The organism is Nostoc sp. ChiVER01 (genome assembly GCF_034531155.1).
In the GTDB taxonomy this organism is placed as follows: Bacteria; Cyanobacteriota; Cyanobacteriia; order Cyanobacteriales; family Nostocaceae; genus Nostoc.
This window is the reverse complement of the sequence record NZ_JAVRBS010000019.1, coordinates 28,413-49,322: the sequence shown is the minus strand read 5'-3', so window position 1 is coordinate 49,322 and position 20,910 is coordinate 28,413. Positions and strand designations below refer to the sequence as shown.

17 protein-coding genes and 1 pseudogene are annotated in these 20,910 nt (G+C 42.3%); 6 read left to right on the top strand and 12 right to left on the bottom strand.

Annotated elements, in window-relative coordinates; genetic code table 11:
• Positions 1 to 55 precede the first annotated feature (55 nt).
• From RMY00_RS22985 to RMY00_RS22965, 5 genes are all read right to left on the bottom strand, one after another.
• Positions 56 to 2,230 carry a polysaccharide biosynthesis tyrosine autokinase gene (locus RMY00_RS22985; protein ID WP_322649753.1) on the bottom strand — a complete coding sequence of 725 codons (2,175 nt, stop codon included), beginning with the start codon at positions 2,228 to 2,230 and terminating at the stop codon, positions 56 to 58.
• Between the two features lie 116 nt (positions 2,231 to 2,346).
• The gene (locus RMY00_RS22980) at positions 2,347 to 3,699 is read right to left on the bottom strand and encodes a polysaccharide biosynthesis/export family protein (RefSeq protein WP_322649752.1); all 1,353 of its coding nucleotides are present in this window, start codon (positions 3,697 to 3,699) and stop codon (positions 2,347 to 2,349) included.
• A gap of 211 nt (positions 3,700 to 3,910) precedes the next feature.
• On the bottom strand, positions 3,911 to 4,633 hold the full coding sequence (locus tag RMY00_RS22975; protein WP_322649751.1) for a cyanoexosortase B system-associated protein: 723 nt from the start codon (positions 4,631 to 4,633) through the stop codon (positions 3,911 to 3,913).
• Between the two features lie 139 nt (positions 4,634 to 4,772).
• Entirely contained in the window at positions 4,773 to 5,669 is an 897-nt protein-coding gene (gene crtB, locus RMY00_RS22970; RefSeq protein ID WP_322649750.1) for a cyanoexosortase B, read from the bottom strand.
• Positions 5,670 to 5,782: 113 nt separating this feature from the next.
• Positions 5,783 to 6,976, bottom strand: coding sequence for a DegT/DnrJ/EryC1/StrS family aminotransferase (locus tag RMY00_RS22965; RefSeq protein WP_322649749.1), 1,194 nt, complete (start codon positions 6,974 to 6,976; stop codon positions 5,783 to 5,785).
• 524 nt (positions 6,977 to 7,500) lie between these two features.
• Between RMY00_RS22965 and RMY00_RS22960 the strand changes: the two genes are divergently transcribed.
• Positions 7,501 to 9,054 carry a GAF domain-containing sensor histidine kinase gene (locus RMY00_RS22960; protein ID WP_322649835.1) on the top strand — a complete coding sequence of 518 codons (1,554 nt, stop codon included), beginning with the start codon at positions 7,501 to 7,503 and terminating at the stop codon, positions 9,052 to 9,054.
• A gap of 269 nt (positions 9,055 to 9,323) precedes the next feature.
• Entirely contained in the window at positions 9,324 to 10,742 is a 1,419-nt protein-coding gene (locus tag RMY00_RS22955) for an IctB family putative bicarbonate transporter (protein ID WP_322649748.1), read from the top strand.
• A gap of 66 nt (positions 10,743 to 10,808) precedes the next feature.
• On the opposite strand, the pseudogene RMY00_RS22950 reads toward RMY00_RS22955, so the two are convergent.
• Positions 10,809 to 11,090, bottom strand: a pseudogene (locus RMY00_RS22950) (WGxxGxxG family protein); the annotation flags it as partial.
• Positions 11,091 to 11,395: 305 nt separating this feature from the next.
• Positions 11,396 to 11,863 carry an SsrA-binding protein SmpB gene (gene smpB / locus RMY00_RS22945; protein ID WP_100900463.1) on the bottom strand — a complete coding sequence of 156 codons (468 nt, stop codon included), beginning with the start codon at positions 11,861 to 11,863 and terminating at the stop codon, positions 11,396 to 11,398.
• Between the two features lie 611 nt (positions 11,864 to 12,474).
• Here smpB and RMY00_RS22940 point away from each other — a divergent pair.
• On the top strand, positions 12,475 to 13,158 hold the full coding sequence (locus RMY00_RS22940; protein ID WP_322649747.1) for a response regulator transcription factor: 684 nt from the start codon (positions 12,475 to 12,477) through the stop codon (positions 13,156 to 13,158).
• Positions 13,159 to 13,226: 68 nt separating this feature from the next.
• On the opposite strand, the gene RMY00_RS22935 is transcribed toward RMY00_RS22940, so the two are convergent.
• From RMY00_RS22935 to murC, 4 genes are all read right to left on the bottom strand, one after another.
• The gene (locus RMY00_RS22935; protein WP_322649834.1) at positions 13,227 to 13,697 is read right to left on the bottom strand and encodes a low molecular weight protein-tyrosine-phosphatase; all 471 of its coding nucleotides are present in this window, start codon (positions 13,695 to 13,697) and stop codon (positions 13,227 to 13,229) included.
• An 83-nt stretch (positions 13,698 to 13,780) separates the two neighbouring features.
• Positions 13,781 to 14,128, bottom strand: coding sequence for a YbaB/EbfC family nucleoid-associated protein (locus tag RMY00_RS22930; RefSeq protein WP_100900466.1), 348 nt, complete (start codon positions 14,126 to 14,128; stop codon positions 13,781 to 13,783).
• A 212-nt stretch (positions 14,129 to 14,340) separates the two neighbouring features.
• Entirely contained in the window at positions 14,341 to 15,342 is a 1,002-nt protein-coding gene (gene murB / locus RMY00_RS22925) for a UDP-N-acetylmuramate dehydrogenase (RefSeq protein ID WP_322649746.1), read from the bottom strand.
• 122 nt (positions 15,343 to 15,464) lie between these two features.
• A complete protein-coding gene (gene murC, locus RMY00_RS22920; RefSeq protein ID WP_322649745.1) occupies positions 15,465 to 16,928 on the bottom strand; it encodes a UDP-N-acetylmuramate--L-alanine ligase in 1,464 nt (487 codons plus the stop codon).
• A gap of 401 nt (positions 16,929 to 17,329) precedes the next feature.
• Between murC and nadD the strand changes: the two genes are divergently transcribed.
• A complete protein-coding gene (nadD, locus tag RMY00_RS22915) occupies positions 17,330 to 17,956 on the top strand; it encodes a nicotinate (nicotinamide) nucleotide adenylyltransferase (protein ID WP_322649744.1) in 627 nt (208 codons plus the stop codon).
• Positions 17,957 to 18,072: 116 nt separating this feature from the next.
• The gene (locus RMY00_RS22910) at positions 18,073 to 19,086 is read left to right on the top strand and encodes a type I glyceraldehyde-3-phosphate dehydrogenase (RefSeq protein ID WP_322649743.1); all 1,014 of its coding nucleotides are present in this window, start codon (positions 18,073 to 18,075) and stop codon (positions 19,084 to 19,086) included.
• 98 nt (positions 19,087 to 19,184) lie between these two features.
• Here RMY00_RS22910 and thiL read toward each other — a convergent pair whose 3' ends face one another.
• Positions 19,185 to 20,201 carry a thiamine-phosphate kinase gene (gene thiL / locus RMY00_RS22905; RefSeq protein ID WP_322649742.1) on the bottom strand — a complete coding sequence of 339 codons (1,017 nt, stop codon included), beginning with the start codon at positions 20,199 to 20,201 and terminating at the stop codon, positions 19,185 to 19,187.
• An 89-nt stretch (positions 20,202 to 20,290) separates the two neighbouring features.
• Here thiL and RMY00_RS22900 point away from each other — a divergent pair, with 89 nt between their 5' ends.
• Positions 20,291 to 20,878, top strand: a complete 588-nt coding sequence (locus RMY00_RS22900) for a Uma2 family endonuclease (RefSeq protein ID WP_322649741.1) — start codon at positions 20,291 to 20,293, stop codon at positions 20,876 to 20,878.
• Positions 20,879 to 20,910 lie beyond the last annotated feature (32 nt).

Below are 20,910 nucleotides of genomic sequence, written 5' to 3'. Positions count from 1 at the left end.
CCCTTTCAATTCACCACAGTTTTACTTAAAGCTGTACTAAGTAATTCAAAACTATTTAGTTTTTGTTGGCACTTGCTGAAAGTTCTTCTGATTCTTCTGTTTTAGATGTAAATGTTGATGATTCTATGACTTGTTCAGGTAAAGAAACAATGATATCAGCGCCATTGATAATTGCCCCCAATAGCCCCAGTTCTGATTCAACCAATTGATCAATGGCTTCACCTAACATGTTCTCTTGTGTATAGTGTGGTCGCGCCACAAGTACCATACCATCGCTGTAGGGTTGGATTAACAAAGGGTCATTAGATATGCTGAGAGAACCCGTATCTAAAATAACTAAATCAAAACGTTCGCGGACATCCTCCATCAGGCGGCGCATTTCGCTAGATTCAAGAATAGCGGCGGATTGCCTCACAGGGCCAGGACTAGGTATAATGTATAAATTTTCTACATGAGGAACTATACGAATGCATTCACTTAAGTTAGCGTAATAACGCAGGGGTTCAATAGTGGCGTCCGGGTCAGGAATTACATTCAGTGATGCACAACGGGAAGGCGATCGCAAATCTGTTTCAATAATCAAGGTTCTTTTACCAGCACGAGCTGAAGCTATACCCAAGTTATAAGCACTTGCCGTTTTACCCTCTAGACTACTGGTGCTAGTAATCAACACTACCTTTAAGGCTTTACCACCAATTCGGCGCAGATTACTACGGAATTTCTCATAAAATTCTAAATAAGGAGAATCAGCAGAAAGTACTACAGGCACTGCATCTTGAGGCAAATCATCAACTGGCATTAAAGGCAATTCTCCCAACAGTGCCACTTCTCGTTGCTTGAGGCTCTCGCGGATATCCTCTCTGGTTTTGAAAGTACCTTCCAGCGCTCCTAACAAAAATATCACCCCGCCACCAATTAACACACCTAATAAACTACCCACAGCCAGGGTAATAGGTACACTCTTAGGTGGTTTTACGTCAGCAGTTGCTGTAGGGCGTCTGGCAATGCTAAGGCTGCTGGTAGTTTCTGCCTCTGCGGTTTTGGCATCAGTTAACTTCGCCTGCATTTGGTCATAGATAGCTTTTTTAAGTCCAACCTCTTGTTCTAAACGCGATCGCTCTAATTGCTTATTAGGTATCAGAGAATACTCTCGGCGTAGTCGCGCTTCTTGTTGAATTTCTTGAGCTAGTTGTTGTTGTAGTGTTTCCCGTTGGGTTTGCAAAGACACCATTTGGTTTGCCAACTGCTGGCGGGCTGGATCTAAGCTACTTTGGGCGCGAATCCCGGCAACACTACCCTGAAGCGGAGCCGCCGTTCCATCGCCACCTAATACTTCCGCAGCCCGTTGTTGCAGCAATTCCTCAGCAGCTTGTTTCTGACGCTGCAACTGAACCATCGTTGGGTGTTCCGGCCGCAAATCTTTCCTAAGCAAGGCCATTTGCGACTCACTTTGATAAATTTGCGTTCGCAAGTTACCAATAATTGGATCGGCACTTAGAGCAGAAGAAATATAAGCCTGTCCGACTGTTAAGCCTAACTTATTTTGTAAACTCTTAACTTGAGCATCAACCCCAGAAATGGTTAATTGAATTTGCCGTTGTAGATTTTGGCTGGCAGTAACAGCACTTAATAAACTGCCATTTTCCGCCGCTAATATTGCCGTTCGCTCTATGCGATCGTACTGTTCCAGTCTCTTTTCGGCAATTTGCAATTCCCGTTTAGCTTGTGGTAAGCGCTCATTAATCTTTTCAATAATTGCTTGTAATCGCCCAGTATTGATGTCACTGCTCAACTTAATCATTGATTGCATCAATTCAGTCAAGACCTCTATAGCTCGTTTGGGGTCACTATCTACATATTTTAGTTCAAAGGTACTTGTTTCTAATTCTCCAGTCTTAGCATTTTTTTTAGGTAGAGAAAGGACAATACTTGAACCAAGTTGTTTCGGTTTGATATTTACTTTCTCTGCCACTGTGGCAAGTATCTGGTTTGATAACAAAACATCCTCATTTAGTTCCTTTCCTTGCTGTTGGATTTGACTACCAGTTGCAGAGAAAGAAACTGGTGGGCCAGCATAAGTAAGTGCGGCAGATGCTATATATTTAGTCTGTGGTTCTGGCTGCATAGCCACTACTGTTGACCCCACTACGACTAAACCAAAACTAGCTAGTCCAATCCACTTATATTTTTCAAAAGCAATAAGATAGCGTTTAACAATTGGTGGAGTCATGGCAGGGGCATATAGAATCAGTTATTAGTATCAGTTATCAGCTTTATATTTGTCACCTTTATCTCCTCCTCTTTCACATCCGCTAACAATCAGTGAAGAGGTGAGAGTCACTAATTTTACCTGCCACCGAAGTCGTCAAAAAATCGGAGAAAGGACTGGACATTGAAGAAGGGTTGAGTAATGGTAGTCAAGAAATTAGTAATTCTACCGATAAGGTTTCGACCAACAACAAGAACATCATTATCTTGAAGCGCCACATTTTGAGATGCATCGCCTCCTAGGGCTTTTTTTGCATCAAGCTTCTGGGTAACAGCTTTACCTCGTTCAGGATCAAACCGAACCAAAGCAATATCTCGGAGATTAGCAGTGTCGAGATTTACTCCTCCCAAAGCATCTACAAAGGTACTCCCGTTAGGTAGTGATTGAATGGCAAGACCTCCAGCAGCGTAGTTTAACACCCGGACTCTAATCTGTGGTGTGGACAAGGATGAACGTGCTACCAAATTGCGGTCATAATCATCATTATTACCAACTTCACGACGAGGAACGAGTATCGCATCTCCGTCTTGTAAGCGTAAATTAGGGATTGAACCGCCATTTTGCAGTGCTGCATATAAATCAATAGTTTGTGAAATCACAGAACCATCGATTAACTTCCGGCGTACTTGCACTTGTCGCAGGTCTGCATTTAAAGTTGAACCACCAGATATTAGTAAGGCATCAGCAACGCGGGGTGTTGTTGAATTAATTGGATAAATTCCTGGTTTAAATATTTCTCCACTAATGGTGACTTGAACTGGTCGCGTTCCTGCCAAAGATACTACTACGATTGGATCGGGTAAAATGCTACTTAAACCCAAGCGAATTTTTTCTTGAGCTTCTTCCAAAGTTAAGCCTTGTAATGACACCGTTCCTACTTGTGGCACTACGATGTTGCCTTCTGGACTAATTACAGCTTGAAAACTTAAGTCTTGACGCTGCGTTGCCAAGGCTAAAACTATTACTGGATCAACCACATAACGATTTAAACCCAAGCGAATTTTCTCTTGAGCTTCTTCCAAAGTCAAACCTTGTAAAGAAACTTTTCCCAGTAGCGGCACTACAATGTTACCTTCTGGGTTGATTAAAGCTTGAAAGCTCAAATCTGGAAAGCGCTGCACCGAAACGCTAATTCCATCTCCTATTCCTAAACGGTACGGCCCAGGAGGACGTTGAAGCACAACGCCAATTGTATCTCCTGGCCCCAAGAGATAGCGACTGAGTTGAGAGGAAATTTCGTTACTTGCACCTGGAGGCACAACCTCAGTACCCGGAACAGGTGCAGGGGCTTGCCTTGGTGATTGTCCTTGAGGCGGAAAAGGCTGGGCAACAACAAGCTGGATAGGTGCTGTTAAAAAAACTCCTACTTGAAGACTGACAAAACACAGGGCGCTGAATGCACGCATATAAGAACTTTGATCTATGAACATCGGTGCAGGAAAACTGAGATAAAAATTAGTCGCGCCGAGTGGTAATTTTACTCTAAAAATATCCTAAACGTTTCTTTTATCTGCGAGTATTTTACCAACAAAAAGTAGAAAAATTTTACCAATTCTAATTTATAACTTCATATTTTTAACCTGAACGTGATTGTAGAGAGACAATTGAAGAATCTCTACACAAATGCATCTGTAACAGACTCTATAAAGGGTCTGCCATCAATTTAGCTTGCACTGTTTCTCCAATAGACTGTGCTAAAGGCCAAGATGTTTCTACCTGCCCCAAAGGTTCCATTGGAATTAGAATACTCACACCCACCCAAGGAGTGCGGTGCTTACGCCACTGGGCCAATTGATCTGCCAAGAACCAGTGTAAAGGTGATGGATTTCCGCCGTCTGGCATAGCATACCATTGCAAGACAGCGAAGGTTTGCTGTGGTGTGACAGCGCGAAAGAACCTAGCTTCTACTTTTGTTTCAACCTTAGATGTCAACTTTGCAGGCGGTTTTACAGTAAATTCAGCAGAACGATATTGAGCTATATCCCACTTTCCCCAGCGTGATCTTCCCCAGCCGTTAACGTCTGTCCACTCAACCTCTGGTTGATCCATAGGCCCATTTTGCGGCAGTAAAAGCAAGATTGCCTGGGATTCTGAACCTTCTTTTTTAAGTACCTGCAAAGACCATTTATGTTCGCCAATTTGCTGTTCTGCTTGTTCAATAGTTTGCCAACCAGGAAGAGATAATCCAGCGTGGCGGATCTGTTTTAACTCTTTGAGGGTAGTAACAGGTGGCGGCTGTTTCCATTGCCAGTGTCCTGTCAGGTATCCGGGAACCCCTCCTATTGCCAACAAGAGTAGCAATAGCAAAAGTGCTGCCACCTGACTTAATTGGTTTTCCTTAAAAAACTTGGAGAAAGAAATCATCAGTAAAATTTATAATACTTAGGCAAAATTTTACTTCATAAAATTGCACCATGAGTTCAGTAATATTTATCAGTAGAGAAGCAGGGGGATGAGGGAGTGAGGGAGTGACGGAGAAGAATTAATAACCAATGCCCAATGACTAATGACTTTCCCCTTCTTGTTGAGTTTCTGCTGATACTGAAAAATAGCTATTAATCCAATTCAGTAAGGGCACTAATGACACCAACATACAAGCAGAGTAAAGATCACCACCCCAACCCTCATGCAGCCATTTAAAAGCCCCTTCTTGACCTGTGCCGTGAAAGAAAGTCAGTAAAGTATTACGAATGATATTGGCACAAGTACTAACGATCGCAGCAAGAGATAAAAACGTTATAACTGTGCGACGTGAAGACAAAGCATCTGTCCAATAAAGCAGCATCAAGCCGACGTAGAGGGTAGTAAACAACATTTTCAGCCCTGCACAATAGGGAGCAACTTCTACAATCCGTCCTCCCACGTAGAGATTTATCTCATCTACGGTTACGTCCATACCAAATTGATTCAGTATAAAGCCTGCTGTGCCAGCGATGAAGCTTTGAAGAGGCAGTGTATAGGGAGCAATGAGATAGGGTACTGCCGTTGGGGTTGCCAAAAATACTAGTATCAGGGGGAACCCTTGCGATCGCAAACCTGCTATTCCCTTAAACCACAAGCATAATCCTGCCAGTATAACGGGCAACGAAAGGTTAACCCACTCTGTAACACCACTAAGATAAAACACTGCCCCGAATAACAATAAAACAGGGCCGAAAGGATGGATGGTATCTGGTAAACGTTTCCACTTTTTCCGGTTCATCCAGCCCAGATAAGCCGCAAATGGTAAACCAATAATTCCGTGGCTGAAATATTCGTGTTCTGTACTGATGTTTTTGTTCAGCCAACCATCCAACCAGTGTAGCAATATAGGAGCATAAAGCAGCAGCAAAACGCCTAAAATAGCTAGATTTAATAATTCTGAGACGTTCCTGTTTTTAACCTGTTGCGGGAGTACCATGATTTTCAGTAATTCAAAAACTCTCAGTGTTCAAAGGGAGTAGGGAGTGGAGAGCGGGGAGTGGGGAACTTCATGAATAAATTCAGTTGTTCTGTATTAAGTACAGGTATTTCTCATTCCCGTATTACCCTACTCCCCACTCCCTCTTTGAGTTTATCTGTTTTAGAAGTTGAGACTGCATGAGCGATCGCTGCTACAACTTCTTTAACTTGGCTACTACTCAAACCAGGATACATCGGTAATGATAATATTTCTTTTGACAATTTTTCTGCCTGGGGGAAATCTCCAGGCTGATAGCCTAAGTTGGTGAATGCTGGTTGGAGATGACAGGGAATTGGGTAATGAATGCCAGTTTGAATTCCTACATCTGTAAGTTTTTCTTGGAGTTGTTGGCGTTCTATAGGACAAGAATCATCAACTCTAATCACATAAAGGTGATACACATGGCCTGTATCACTTTGGTTTTCCATAGGGATAATACCAGCAGTTGCCAAGGGTGCTAGTTCTCTATCATACTGCTGGGCAATCGTCAAGCGATCGCGATTCCAGTGTGACAAATATGGTAGTTTTTGGTGTAAGACTGCTGCTTGTAAAGTATCCAAACGGCTATTTGTACCTGGTTCAGTATGAAAATACTTTTGCGATGCACCATAATTTCGCAAGCGCATCATCTTCTGAGCTATATCTGAATCTCGTGTTAGCAGCATTCCTCCATCTCCAAATGCTCCCAAATTCTTGCTGGGATAGAAACTAAAAGCTGCTGCTATTCCAACTGAACCAGCGTGATATCCGTCTCTTTGGGCGAGGTGTGCTTGTGCAGCATCTTCAAAAATTAGTAGTTTGTAGGTATCGGCAAAGTTCAATAGTTCATGTGGTGATACCATTTGGCCATAGAGATGCACAGGAATAATTGCTTTGGTATGAGGCGTAATTGCCTTTGCTGCTTCTTTTAAGTCAATTAAAGCTGTTTGGCGATCGCAATCTACCAGAATTGGCTTCGCGCCAGATCGTTGTACCCCAATCAAGGTTGCTATAAAAGTGTTTGCTGGTAAAATCACTTCATCACCAGCGCCAATATTACACGCTTGCAAACCGAGAGCGATCGCATCTGTTCCTGATGCAACACCAACTCCATAAGCTGCCCCAGAGGCTGCCGCAAATGCTGCTTCAAAATCTGATACTGCTTGCCCTAAAATAAAATCTCCTTGTTCCAATACAGATTGGATTGCATGTTGCAATTGTGTTTGAATTGGTTCGTGTTGTAACTTCAAGTCTACAAAAGGAACTCTAAGAGTCATTTTATTCATTACCAATTGTCCTCAAAAAAATACTTCCTCGGATGGAAAAAATAAAGAAGCCTGCACAATTTCAGCATAAAATTGTATTAGGTTTAATCTATTGGATCGAGATTTATATAAACTATCTAGGATTGTCAGCCATTAATACTAGCTGTTATAAGTAATAATTGCTATAAAAGCTACAAGTTTTTAATTTTCTCAGTAAATTTACCTTTAATATATGAGTCAGAATTTTTCCTTCTGTACATGAAGAATGGCAGCTCCTTTGTATTGTATCCTTACCATTAGCTTACCCTGGCTAAATCCAAATCTAACGCAGTCGGCTGTAAAATCCTAAGCAATAAAGGCTACACCAGCGTTAAATAAAGAATATTTAGCATCGGTAACAGACTTAATGTAAGAAATAAAAAATTTTTGCTCCAAATTTGTTTGTCAGAGGCAAAATTAGGGAATGCTTAAAAATAGCAATTGATAACCCAGGATAGGGCTTATATCAATTAGAGTATCGAGAAATTATTAAGGTAGCAGTGGCAATGATAGAGCCTGAAAATAAATTATTTGCCCTAAAGGATGGTTGGGACTCTCATGAATCAAGAGAACAACAACGCCTTAAAGCATTGTCAGATTTAGGTTTGCGGCAACCAGAGACGATTCCGGTTTTTGAAGAAGCCACACAGACTGCTGCCCATTTTTTGGAAGCACCAATTTCCATATTGGGATTTGTGGATCAAGAACGTCACTGGTTCAAGTCGGCGGTGGGCTTATCTAGGCTGGGGCTAATGAATCATTTAGCACAAAGCCGCCAACTGTCACGTCGGGAATCCTTTTGCACTCAAGTAGTACAGAGTCTTCAAATATTTGTAATTAATGATACACATAATCTGACAGACCCAGTACTTGCTAGCAGCAAGTTAGTGCAGGATTATGGTATTCGTGCTTACTTAGGAGCGCCACTGATTGATGCTGAGGGACATTGTTTGGGTGCATTGGCGGTGATGGATTTAGTGCCGCGCAATTTTACAAACCGAGACATTGAGTTCTTACAAATCATAGCTCGTTGGAGCATGAGTGAATTTGAACGTAACCGACTTTTGCAACGGAGACTCGAATCAAGTACTCCCGTAATTGCTCCGATATTTTCACTCAATGACGAACGGAATACTGAGATTAAAATTACCCCAGCGACTACAGATAACGGCTCTGTTTCTACCAAGGAACTGAAACTAGAACTTTTGGATCAGCTAACTCAGGAGTTACGCACGCCCTTAACATCTGTACTTGGTATGGCTAGTGTTTTAGGACGTGAAATTTATGGGCCTTTGACGACTAAGCAGAGAGAATATTTGGAAATTATCCAACACAGTGGTCGCTACTTACTTTCCTTAGTAAACGAAATTACCGAACTAGGAGCTATGGATGAAAATTCAACTGTGCTAAATATAGCTCCTGTGGATATCGAAATGCTATGTCAACAAGCTATCAATACTCTTGAAGAAGTAGCTAATCGCCGTGAACAAGATATTCGCCTCTCTATAGAACCAGGACGCAATCGCATTTGGCCTTTAGATAAAGACAAGGTGCGGCAAATCCTCTATCACCTAGTTTTCAGTGTGATTCAGCTTTCGGCTACAGGTAGCATTGTTCGTATTCATGTTTCTTACAAGGAAGATACGCTCAACATTACTATTTGGGTTTCCCACCCTTGGCTAGGGGACGGTATTACTGAAGTTGATCCCTACTTCCGTCTCAATTCTTTGTCGCTGCTGGAGTTAACAGGTGAAGTAGCAACTTACAATACTCATGGACAAAGCCAGGAGCAAGGAGACATTTCATCAGTAGCAGTGGATAATTCAAATCACTTGAGTGCTAATCACTCAAATTTCTTTGCTGCTACTTCAGGTATAAATTTAGCTAAATCACATGGAAATATCTCTCGTGAAAGTTTGGGTCTGTTGCTAAGTTGTCAACTAGCAGAATTGCATAACGGACAAATTTTGATTCAAGGTTCACCAGAATCAGGATATCGTTATGTGCTTTCTTTGCCACTGCAACTGGCGACTTCTTCACAAACAATCAGCGATGTCTAATTACAGCTAGTAGCGAACAGATTACAGGCTACAAATAATAAGGAAATACAAATTCATGCTTTGTTATGTAGTAACTAGGTGAAGGGTTAATCAACGGCTATCTTCACTTAGTATTAGCTAAAGTATTTTAGATTACAGGTAGTGGCCGATCGCTATGAATAAGAGCATCATCACTAAACTGCAATTTCGTTATTACCTTTTTATAGCCATAGGCATTATGATCAATTCCAAGTTCTGCGTCGGCAGACTAATTGATCGCAATGTTTTTTATGAATTTAGTCTGGCAACGATTTACTTTATCATCTTTACCGCTCAAAGAATACTTTGCTACCAGTTACGTACATCGTTTTTTGGTGGGACTGTTAAGTTCTTGGCGGCAAACTAGCGTCTTGATGCAATGGGGAGATGCGACAGCAGCTGCTTTACTCAGCTTAGTATATGCGCTTGCACCTTTTACTTCGAGTACATTAATAGGCTTGTTGCTGGGAGCTTGTGTAGCATTTTGGCTGTTGTTGACTTTATCTGATGAAGCAACACCAGCAAATGTCTCCTCAGTCACTCCCATTCACCTGCTAGTATTGCTCTACTGGGGGGTTGCCGCAATTGCAACGGCATTATCACCAGTGAAAAAGGCGGCACTTAACGACTTGGGAACGTTAACCTTGTATTTGCTGCTATTTGCCCTTTGTGCCAGGATACTGAGGTTGCCTCGCCTCCGGTCTTGGATTATCGTTCTTTACCTGCACGTATCGTTAATTGTCAGTGTATATGGGTTGCGGCAATGGTTTTTTGGAGCTACGGCACTGGCAACTTGGGTTGATCCAGAATCTCCCCTGTCTAAGACTACCAGAGTCTACAGTTATTTAGGCAATCCCAACTTATTGGCTGGATATCTCTTACCAGCAGTAATTTTTAGCTTAGTAGCAATTTTTGCATGGCAAAGCTGGATTAAAAAAGCTTTAGCATTAACAATGTTAATTGTCAATACTGCCTGCTTAATCCTCACTTTTAGTCGTGGCGGTTGGATTGGGCTAGTGGTGGCAATTTTGGCTGTGATGGTATTATTAGTTTATTGGAAAAGCCTGGAAATGCCTCGTTTTTGGCGTACCTGGTCTCTACCGATTGTCTTGGGAGGTTTGATCGGCATATTGTTGCTAGCAATGATATTTGTAGAGCCAGTGCGCCTACGAGTGTTTAGCATTTTTGCTGACCGTCAAGATAGCAGTAATAATTTTCGTCGAAATGTGTGGGATGCTGTCTTCGAGATGATCCGCGATCGCCCAGTTTTCGGCATTGGCCCGGGACACAACTCTTTTAATCAAGTTTATCCTCTTTACCAACGCCCTCGTTACACTGCCTTGAGTGCCTATTCGATTTTATTTGAAGTGACTCTAGAAACTGGCTTTGTTGGTTTAGCCTGCTTTCTCTGGCTAATAATTGTCACATTTAACACAGCATTTCTACAAGTGCGACGACTGCGACGATTGAGAAGTGTAGAGGGATTTTGGTTAATTGGAGCGATCGCTATTTTGTTGGGAATGCTAGCTCATGGAACCGTAGATACTGTTTGGTATCGTCCTGAAGTTAATACCCTCTGGTGGCTCATAGTTGCTTTAATTGCCAGCTACTGGACACCCTTAGCTCAAAACCAGACAAATTCATCTAACTTAGAACCAACAGTAAATTAATATGATTAAGCTGTCAGTTGTTTTTCCAGTGAACAACTGACAACTTAATGAATTTTCTATTGTCTGGTCTCTGTAGGTAGTGGCCCCTGGAGCATTAGGGTCGCGGTAAGCAGTGGGTTGGTTCTCACTCTTTTTACCACCCAAACCAGCCAAACCAGCTAGACCAATCAATCCTAGCCAACCCCAATCAAAATCTTTGCGATCATTATTGTAAGTGGTCGTTCCTGAAGAAGTACTGCCTCCGGTGTCAGTTGTCGTCTGAGCTTGTGCGGATAGAGTTAAGGGTAAAACTGCCATACTCAAAGTGAGAACGCCAGCACCAACAGCTTTAGGGAAATTACTTTTCATAAGTTTTGACAATTCCTTATGCCATCCGAAGTTAAGCTTTTGTGCTTACAAGTTGCACAACTAAAAATTTAGGTAAAAACTTCAAGTCCTCTCCCTTGCTCCTCTGCACCCCTGCCCCCTTGCGGTCTCAACATGCAGATTAAATGATTATTAGCTTACCCACCACTTTATCGATTCCCAGGTTTAAGAAAATCAATCTGCGGCTATAAACTGGGAATTTTCACAACTCACGCTGTGGACATACAATATACTTCTTACAGAAATCGGTTTCTCACTCTGGTGTGGTAGTTTAGCGGCACTGAAGCTCAATAGTTTTTCATTGCCCGTTGAATGTCACGCTGGTCTTGGCGTCGTTTCAGGTCTTCTCGTTTGTCGTGGAGCTTTTTACCTTTACCAAGGGCTATACTTACTTTTACCCAGCCACGTTTGAGATACATTTTCAAAGGGATTAAAGTTAAACCCTGTTGTTCAACTGTGCCAATTAGCTTGCGGAGTTCTTTGCGATGCAACAGCAGCTTCCGTGTACGCCGTGGTTCATGATTAAAATATTGTCCACTAGCGTTATAAGGCGAGATATGGACATTGATCAACCATGCTTCACCATTGCGAAGCAAAGCATAGCCATCTTGAAGATTGACTTTACCTGCACGAATCGACTTAACCTCGGTTCCTGTCAACTCAATTCCAGCTTCGTAAGTTTCTAGAATTTCATACAAATAACGGGCTTGGCGGTTGTCGCTAATAACTTTGTAACTGTCGCTCTTGTCGCTCATTGATAATTTTGTGTGCTTTACCTAAAAAATTATTTAGATTTTTTGTTAATTATAGGCTGTATCTTAGAACCGCTATATATGAACTGTATATCACTAATTTAGCTTTTATCAGTTCACAATTAAGAGTTTTCTGGCAACTTTAAGTTATATGATACCGATTACCTATGATGTTGGTAAGACTTGAGACTTAAGCCCTAAGTCTTACCTAGTTTAATTTTGTGTCGTTTCACAAAGAATAGGTATGATGCCAACAATCATTAAAGATATTTATCCCTACTTAGCTTTTAGTAAATTATTTATTAAGTTAATATTAATTTATACTATGGTAGTAGTTACTGTGATTTATTGATGAGTTGTTACAAACGATAAAGCTTTCTATGCCTCCCAAAAAGAGCGAGTCAGCCCCTTTAGGGAAGTCAAAAGTCAAAGATGAGTTACATTTCTTTAACCTTTTCTAAGGATTTAAGATTTTATTTATAAATCGTCCTTAAAAATATCATTAGGTGTAATCCTGTCATAGTATGAAACATAAGAATATTATTGTCTGTGTTCACTGATGAAGCGCGTAAAAGCAAGTTTCTGAGTAAAAAAATGCTAGGGGTGTATTGTCCATGCCCTTGACGATCCTTGTAGTGGATGATGATTTGGGCACTCGCCTGTCTGTTAGTGACTATCTTGAACTGTCTGGCTACTCAGTGATTACGGCTAATGACGGTCAAGAGGCTTTGGTTATGGTGGATGAGCATCATCCAGATTTGATTGTCACGGATATTGTGATGCCACAGATGAATGGCTATGAACTAGTGCGTCGGGTGCGTCAACAACCAGTGTTTCGATTATTACCTGTAATTTTATTAACAGCCCGAACTAAGACTCAAGAAAGAATTTTGGGCTACCAATCAGGGTGCGATTTATTCTTACCTAAACCTTTTGAACTGGAAGAGTTAGCAGCAGCAATCCGCAATCTTTTGGAGCGATCGCAAATTATTCAATCGGAATATCGGTTTTCTCATAAAGAGAGTTTGGGCATTTCCGCCTCGACAAAAGCGGTGGATGCCCATAATTCTCTTTCTACTCAAATTCAGAAATCCCACATGCACTCATCCCTAACTCATAGAGAACAGGAAGTCTTAGAGTTATTGACTCATGGTCTTTCTAATGCCGAAATGGGTCATCAGCTACACCTGAGTCCTCGCACAGTGGAAAAGTATGTTAGCAGTTTATTGAGAAAAACCTCAACTAGCAACCGAGCGGAATTAGTGCGTTTTGCCATGAAGCATGGTTTGGTGGAATAAAAAAAGTTATGAGTAGAGACGCGATTAATCGCGTCTGTGCAGGAGTGAGGAATTTTAATTCCTAACTCCTAACTCCTAACTTTTGCCAGCAGACCTTCACAAGCATCCATCAGTAAATCAATAACCCGATTAAATCCCTCTTGACCACCATAATAGGGATCTGGAACTTCCTTCAGGGTGTGTCGAGAGCAAAACTCGCACATCAAACGTACTTTATGTTGATACTGCTTAGTTTGATCAAGAGCGAGGATGTTCTCATAGTTTTCTTGATCCATCGCTAAAATTAAATCAAAGTCTTCAAAGTCTGACTTTTGAAACTGGCGTGCTTGACCACGTAGTTTAATTCCCAACTTTGTAGCAGCCGCAGCACTCATGCGTCTGTCGGGTGGGCTACCAACGTGATAGCTAGATGTACCAGCTGAGTCACAAAGTATGTGTTCGCTCAAGTCAGCCTGCTCAATTAGATGATTCATAATGTTTTCTGCCGATGGCGATCGGCAGATATTACCTAAGCAGACAAATAGCAACTTGTAAGCCATAGATATGTTTTGTCCTTTGTCAATAGTCATTTGTCCTTTGTCCAATGACCAATGACTAATGACCAATGACTAATGACTAATGACTAAAATCCAGGAAGTTCTAGTCCACTGGTCAATTCTTCCATACGTTCCCGCATTGTTGCTGTGGATTTGTTGTAGGCTTCTTTCATTGCCACTGTTACCAGATCAGAAAGTACTTCTGCACCTTCTCCTAAAGCATCTGGAGAAATTTCTACTCGCTTAGGTTCTTGGTTTCCACTGACAATCACCTTCACCAGGCCACCACCAGATTCTCCTAGAATCTCCATCTGCTCCAATTCTTCTTGGAGTCGCTTTGCGCCTTCTTGAACTTGCTGGGCTTTCTTAAAAGCGTCAGCCAATTCTTTCATTTTTCCTAAGCCAAAGCCGAATCCTTGTCCTTTACCTGTCATAATTAATTTTACGCGTATGCGTTGAATAACAAATCAAATTCAATTATAGATGCGGTAAGTAATTTGCCTCTTTTTTTACCAATAATTAATGCGTCATAAAATGGGGAGTGGGGAGTAGGGAGTAGGGAATAGGGTATCAGTTATTTCTCTCTCTGCCTGCCCTTCTCCTCGGTTCCTTCATCCTCCACTCACCACTCCCTACTCCCCATTCTTTATCCACAAGCACCTTGAAACTCTCCAAGCATTTTGACTTCTGGTTCTAAATTAATAGACCAACGTTCTTGTACTTGATGTTGAATGTGGCGAATGAGACAGAAGATATCACTAGCTTTTGCTCCACCACGGTTAACGATAAAATTAGCATGGAGTTGTGCTACTTGCGCTCCACCAATTTGGTAACCTTTGAGACCAGTTTGTTCAATTAACCAGCCAGCGCTGTAAGGTTTGGGATTGCGGAACACACTTCCACAACTGGGGAAGTTGTATGGTTGGGTACTCAAGCGATGCTTTTTGTGTTCTCTGGTGATTGCCACAACTTTTGCTGGGTCTGCACCTGGCGCGAGTTGTAATGTGGCTTGGGTGACTATGCGATCGCCACCTTGCAATAATGAAGTTCGGTAGCTATAACCCAACTGATCGGGACTAAGGGTTTCCAACGTACCATCGGGTGAAAGCACCTGGGCACTAACTAACATATCTGCGATACAGCTATTATGTGCCCCTGCATTCATCACCACGGCTCCTCCGGCTGTTCCAGGGATGCCAACAGCCCACTCCAATCCTTGCCACCCTAATTCTGCTGCCGCCCATGCCAAGCTAGGAATTGATTCTCCAGCAGCAACGGTTAATTGACCGGTTTGGGGGTCAAAGTTGCTGAAGCGGAGATGACGGGTAGCAATAACTAAGCCTGATATGCCCCCATCGCTCACAAGCAAGTTAGAACCTGCTCCCAGTGTTGTCACCTTTAAATTACGTTCTTTTGCGTATTTAAGACTTGCTTGCAGTGCTTCTAAGTTTCGGGGGGCAACGTATAAATCAGCTGCTCCCCCAACTCTATAGGAAGTAAATGCAGACAAAGAAGCCTGGGACTTAATCGTACAATCAGTATTGGGTAAGTAAATTACTTCACTGTCCACCGAATTATTTGTTTGATGTTTCTTTGTATTCAAAGCAGAAACTGTGCAGACGTTTCCAGCTGCCTGGTAAATGGTCATCTTTACTTTTTTGGTAAAATTTTTACATTTATTTACCGCAAATATACGGTAATTGAGTTAACCTATGGAACCGTTGCTAAACGGGCGCTTTGCTCAGAAATAAAACTTCGCAAAATCTCCACTTAAGATGTGGCTTTAGCCGGTTCACAAAGCGTCGTAATTAGTTCAGGAATTACCTGATTCAAGTTCCCGGCCCCCAAAAACAGCGCCAAGTCTCCTGGGCGTAGTGTTTGCAGCAAGAACTCACATACTGAGGGTAAAGTTGGTTGATAAACTACAGAAGAATGGTGTTTAGCAATTTCTGCCGCTAGATGTTCACCAGTAATTTGTCCTAAATTGGGTTCGCCTGCACTGTAAATATCAGTCAGTACAACCAAATCGGCATGGGTAAAGGAATCGGCAAATTCTTCTAAAAAGGTGAGTGTACGGCTATAGCGATGAGGTTGGAAGATGGCCACCACTCTTTGTCCTGGTCTTGCTTGTAAGCGGGCTGCGGCAAGAGTAGCGCGAATCTCGCTAGGATGATGAGCATAGTCATCAATGAAGGTAATACCATCTACTTCACCCCGGAACTCAAAGCGGCGTCTTGCTCCTTCAAAGGTGGCGATACCTTTGGCAATTTCTCCAAATTCTAAGCCCAAGAGGCGACCAACAGCTACTGCTGCTAAGGCGTTACTAAGATTGTGCCGACTTAGCAGGCGTAACTTCAACACGCCCAAAGCTTTGCCTCTTTCCCAAACTAGAGCCGTAGTGCCATCAGCCCGATAATCAATATTAGTAACGCTGTAGTCAGCGTCAGTATCTGAGTATAAGCTGTAGCTGATTGTGGGTTGCAAGCGATCGCGCACTGTAGCACAATCAATGCTACCTATTAACGTTTTACAACCCTTAGCAAATGTCTGGAAGATGTCAATGACTTCTTCTAATGTCTCGTAATGGTCTGGATGATCGAGTTCAATATTGGTGATGATGCCAATCTCTGGAGCGTGTTTTACCAAGGAACCATCAGATTCATCTGCTTCGGCTACCAAATATTGGCTTTGTCCCAATCGAGCATTACCTTCCCAAGCATTGACTTCGCCACCTACTAAAATCGTTGGGTCTAGACCTGCTTCCAGAAGCATATAGCCAATCATGCTACTGGTTGTAGTTTTGCCGTGTGTTCCTGCCACTGCAATACTGTGGTAATCGGCAATTAAAGCTGCCAGTACATCTGAACGATGTAAAATTGGACAACCTAATTCTAGCGCTGCTTTGTATTCTAAATTGTTTGTATTAATTGCTGTTGAACAAATGACTTGAGGCAGTATTGATTTAGTAGTAGTAGGTAATTCTTCTTGTGAATTTAATACTACTGCATTCGCTAATACCTGAGGATGAAAGAATTCGAGATTGCTCGCCTCTTGTCTACTAAAAATATGAGCGCCGATAGATTCCAATTTGTGCGTAATGTGGTTAGGACGAAGATCCGAACCTGATACTGGAAATTGACGCTTGGCAAGAACGTATGCCAGAGCAGACATACCTATACCACCGATGCCAATAAAATGAAATGGTCTACCACTAAAATCTACAGAATTAGTCATTTCTTGCTCCTTTTACACCACACCACACCATAATCACAAATGACACGCGTATCATAACAGGAATTTGATTTTTACTGTAACTGTCCCTTAATCATGTTTATGTTTGATGGCCAGATGATATTTCTGCTCTGGTTTTCCTTGTTCAGAATGATTTTACCTTGGTTGGAGGTTTTTACATTTCTAAAGTGTTTTTAAGATTATTCTGAAAATTTTGGTCGCATCGGGAAAGAAATTCTTGTAATGTCAAATACATCTTTTTGGCTACCTTACTGGAATTGGCTACATCATACATTGTTAGTGAAGCTGATTTTAAATTGCATTCAGTCTAGGGAAGAATTGACTACAATAGTACATTGGTAATGAAACTATTTTTCAATTGCATAAAACCCAGGCATAACTGGATGCAACAACTAGCAATTTTTGGTGGCACATTTGATCCTATTCATTGGGGACACCTGCTGGTAGCCGAGAGAGCTTTGCATCAAGTATCCCTTGAAAAGGTAATTTGGGTGCCATCCCTAAATCCTCCTCATAAACAAGCAGCTTTATTTGAGCATCGTGTGGGAATGCTGCAATTAGCCATAGAAAATAACCCAGCGTTTACTGTCTCACTAGTGGAGGCAAATCTCTCTGGGACTTCCTATGCCATTAACACCCTGATGGACTTATCTGCTTCTTACCCAAATACTCACTGGTACTGGATCGTAGGCTTGGATACTTTCCAAACTTTACCCCGTTGGTACCGTGGACACGAACTAGCACAAATGTGTGATTGGTTAATAGCACCCCGACTGCTAGGTGGTGAGACTATAACTCAAAGTAAATTAATCTGCAAGCAAGTGGAGCAACAGCTAAGGGAACAGTCAATTACCATTCACTGGCAACTCTTAGATATACCAATAGTCGGAGTTTCGTCAAGTCTAATTCGCAAATTTTGCCGCGAATGCCAGTCAATTCGTTATTTAGTCCCGGAATCAGTCAGATCATATATCACGAACAACAATCTCTACTCGAACAAATCTGAATAAATTATGTGTTTTTTTATTGATCTAACACTTTATCGTTATGAGTGCCCCCCCCCTTTGCGATATGATTGGGGTCAACGATATCAACATATAAGCATAAATACAGAGGGCAAGACACTGTGATTAGAGTTGCAATCAACGGTTTCGGGCGGATTGGACGTAACTTTGCACGCTGCTGGGTGGGCAGAGAGAATAGTAAAATCGATCTTGTCGCTATTAATGACACTTCAGACCCTAGAACCAATGCTCATCTGCTGAAGTACGACTCAATGCTAGGGAAAATCAAGGGCGCTGAGATTAGTGCCGATGATAACTCTATCATCGTTAACGGTAAGACCATTAAGTGCGTATCCGATCGCAACCCTGAAAACTTGCCCTGGAAAGAGTGGGAAATTGACCTAATTATCGAAGCAACTGGGGTATTTACTAGCAAAGAAGGAGCGCTCAAGCATGTAAATGCTGGAGCCAAGAAAGTTCTGATTACCGCTCCTGGTAAAAACGAGGATGGCACTTTTGTGGTTGGTGTGAATCATCACGACTATGACCACAACAAACACCACATTATCAGTAACGCTAGCTGTACTACCAACTGCTTGGCACCGATTGCCAAGGTGTTGAACGATAAGTTTGGCATCATCAAAGGCACGATGACCACCACCCATAGCTATACAGGTGACCAACGCTTGCTAGACGCTTCTCACCGGGATTTGCGACGGGCGAGGGCAGCAGCAATCAACATTGTACCCACCTCTACTGGTGCAGCAAAAGCAGTGGCGCTGGTTATCCCAGACCTCAAAGGCAAACTAAATGGTGTTGCCTTACGCGTACCTACCCCGAACGTCTCAATGGTAGATTTCGTAGTTCAGGTTGAGAAGCGTACTATTACTGAAGAAGTTAACCAAGCTCTCAAAGATGCTTCCGAAGGGCCACTCAAAGGCATTTTGGACTATAGCCAACTAGAATTGGTATCTTCGGATTATCAAGGTAGTGACGCTTCTTCGATTGTTGATGCTAGCTTGACTTTGGTTATGGGCAGTGACCTAGTAAAAGTTATGGCGTGGTATGACAACGAGTGGGGTTATAGCCAACGAGTTTTGGATTTGGCAGAATTAGTAGCTGAAAAGTGGCAATAATTTGTTATTGGTCATTGGTCATTGGTTATTAAAAAAATGACATGGACGCACTGGCGGCTACTCTACGAGAACGCCAAAGACGAACGCGTAGGGTAGGACTATTGACCAAAATGTTGAAATCCCTGGCTAAGACTCAGAACTTGGTCAGGGAATTTTTTTTGTTCGTCTTGCAATAGTACTGTTGATCCAGATGTAATGCTGCCTATGATCGCGGCATCTTCACCAAGATGTTGGACTAAAGCTGATGCTAACTCTTGTGGTAAGCACAGCACTAATTCAAAATCTTCGCCACCATATAGAGCATATTCCAGCGCTTGCTCTTGTGTCAGCCAATGGTTAAAAGTTTTTGGTACAGGAATTTTTCTTCGTTCTAGAACTGCGCCAACACCACTGGCGCGGCAAATTTGAATAATCGCATCTGCTAAACCATCGCTGCTATCCATACCAGAAATGGGCATGGGGCATGGTAAGATTTTCCAGAGGATTGGTAAGACATCTAATCGTGGCTGTGGGCGTTGGTGTGTGAGGATTAGAGCCGTGCGTTCTGCATCGTTGAGGTGTTGTCCTAATTCTGGATGCAAGAGCAGTTCTAAGCCAGCCCTTGAGGCTCCATGAACGCCTGTAATGACGATTGCATCTCCCACAACAGCAGTAGAACGGCGGATAATTCGATGAGGGGAAACTTGACCAAAAGCAGTAATTGCCAGAGTCGTCACAGGCGATCGCACGACATCACCCCCAACAATTGAGCTATTGTATTTTTGCAGGCATTCTGTCATTCCCTGGTACAATCGCTCAACCCAACTCACCCTAACTTCACCGGGGAGTCCCAACCCGACAGTAATTCCCAATGGGGAAGCGCCCATTGCCGCTAAATCTGATAAATTGGCAGCAGCAGCTCGCCAACCAGCATCTTCTGGGGAAGTGGTGACATTGCTAAAATGCACGCCATCAACCAGCACATCTGTTGTCACTACTAAAGATTGCTCTGGTGCAGTCACCAGCACTGCTGCATCATCGCCGATAATTTCTGGAGGACAAAAGCGCTGTAATCTTTCTAAAAGACCTTGTTCTCCAATATCTTGTACTTGTTGAGAAAATAACTCACTGTTCACAATCGGTTTTCCGTGTTGCAAAATTACGAAGAAAACTGATGATTTGTTTTAGTGTTTAAGATAAGGGTATCGTCTAGGAGTAGGTTGGGATGGGAACAACACCAGTAACCAGCATCACATTTGAGGAGTACTTAACCTATGATGATGGCAACGGTTCCCATTATGAGTTGGTGGATGGCAAGCTAGAGCTAATGAACCCACCAACTATTGAACATTTTCTGATTGCCAAATTTCTTGAGCAACTGCTAGATGGAGAAATCAAGCGTTGTAGTTTTCCTTGGCTGACTTTTCGGGAAAGTGGGGTGAGAACGGGTAGAAATAAATCTAGGTTGACTGATTTGTGTGTGGTGACGGTGGAACAAGCCAGAGAATTGTTGAATGCCTCAGCAGTATTTCAGTCACTCCCGTTACTAATTGTCGAAGTGGTCAGTCCAGAGTCGGTGAAACGGGACTATCGCCATAAGCGCTCTGAATATGCGGCCTTAGAGGTTCATGAATATTGGATTGTAGATCCTCTAGAAGGTAAGATTTCAGTGTTATTACTGAAAGATGGATTTTACGAAGAAACAGTTTTTACTGCTAATCAGCAAATTGGATCACGAACTTTTCCAGAATTGAAGATTGCAGTTGATCAGATATTCACCGCCGGAAATCTGAATCAGGGGAGACGCGATTAATCGCGTCTGTACAAGAGTTAGGAGTTAGGAAT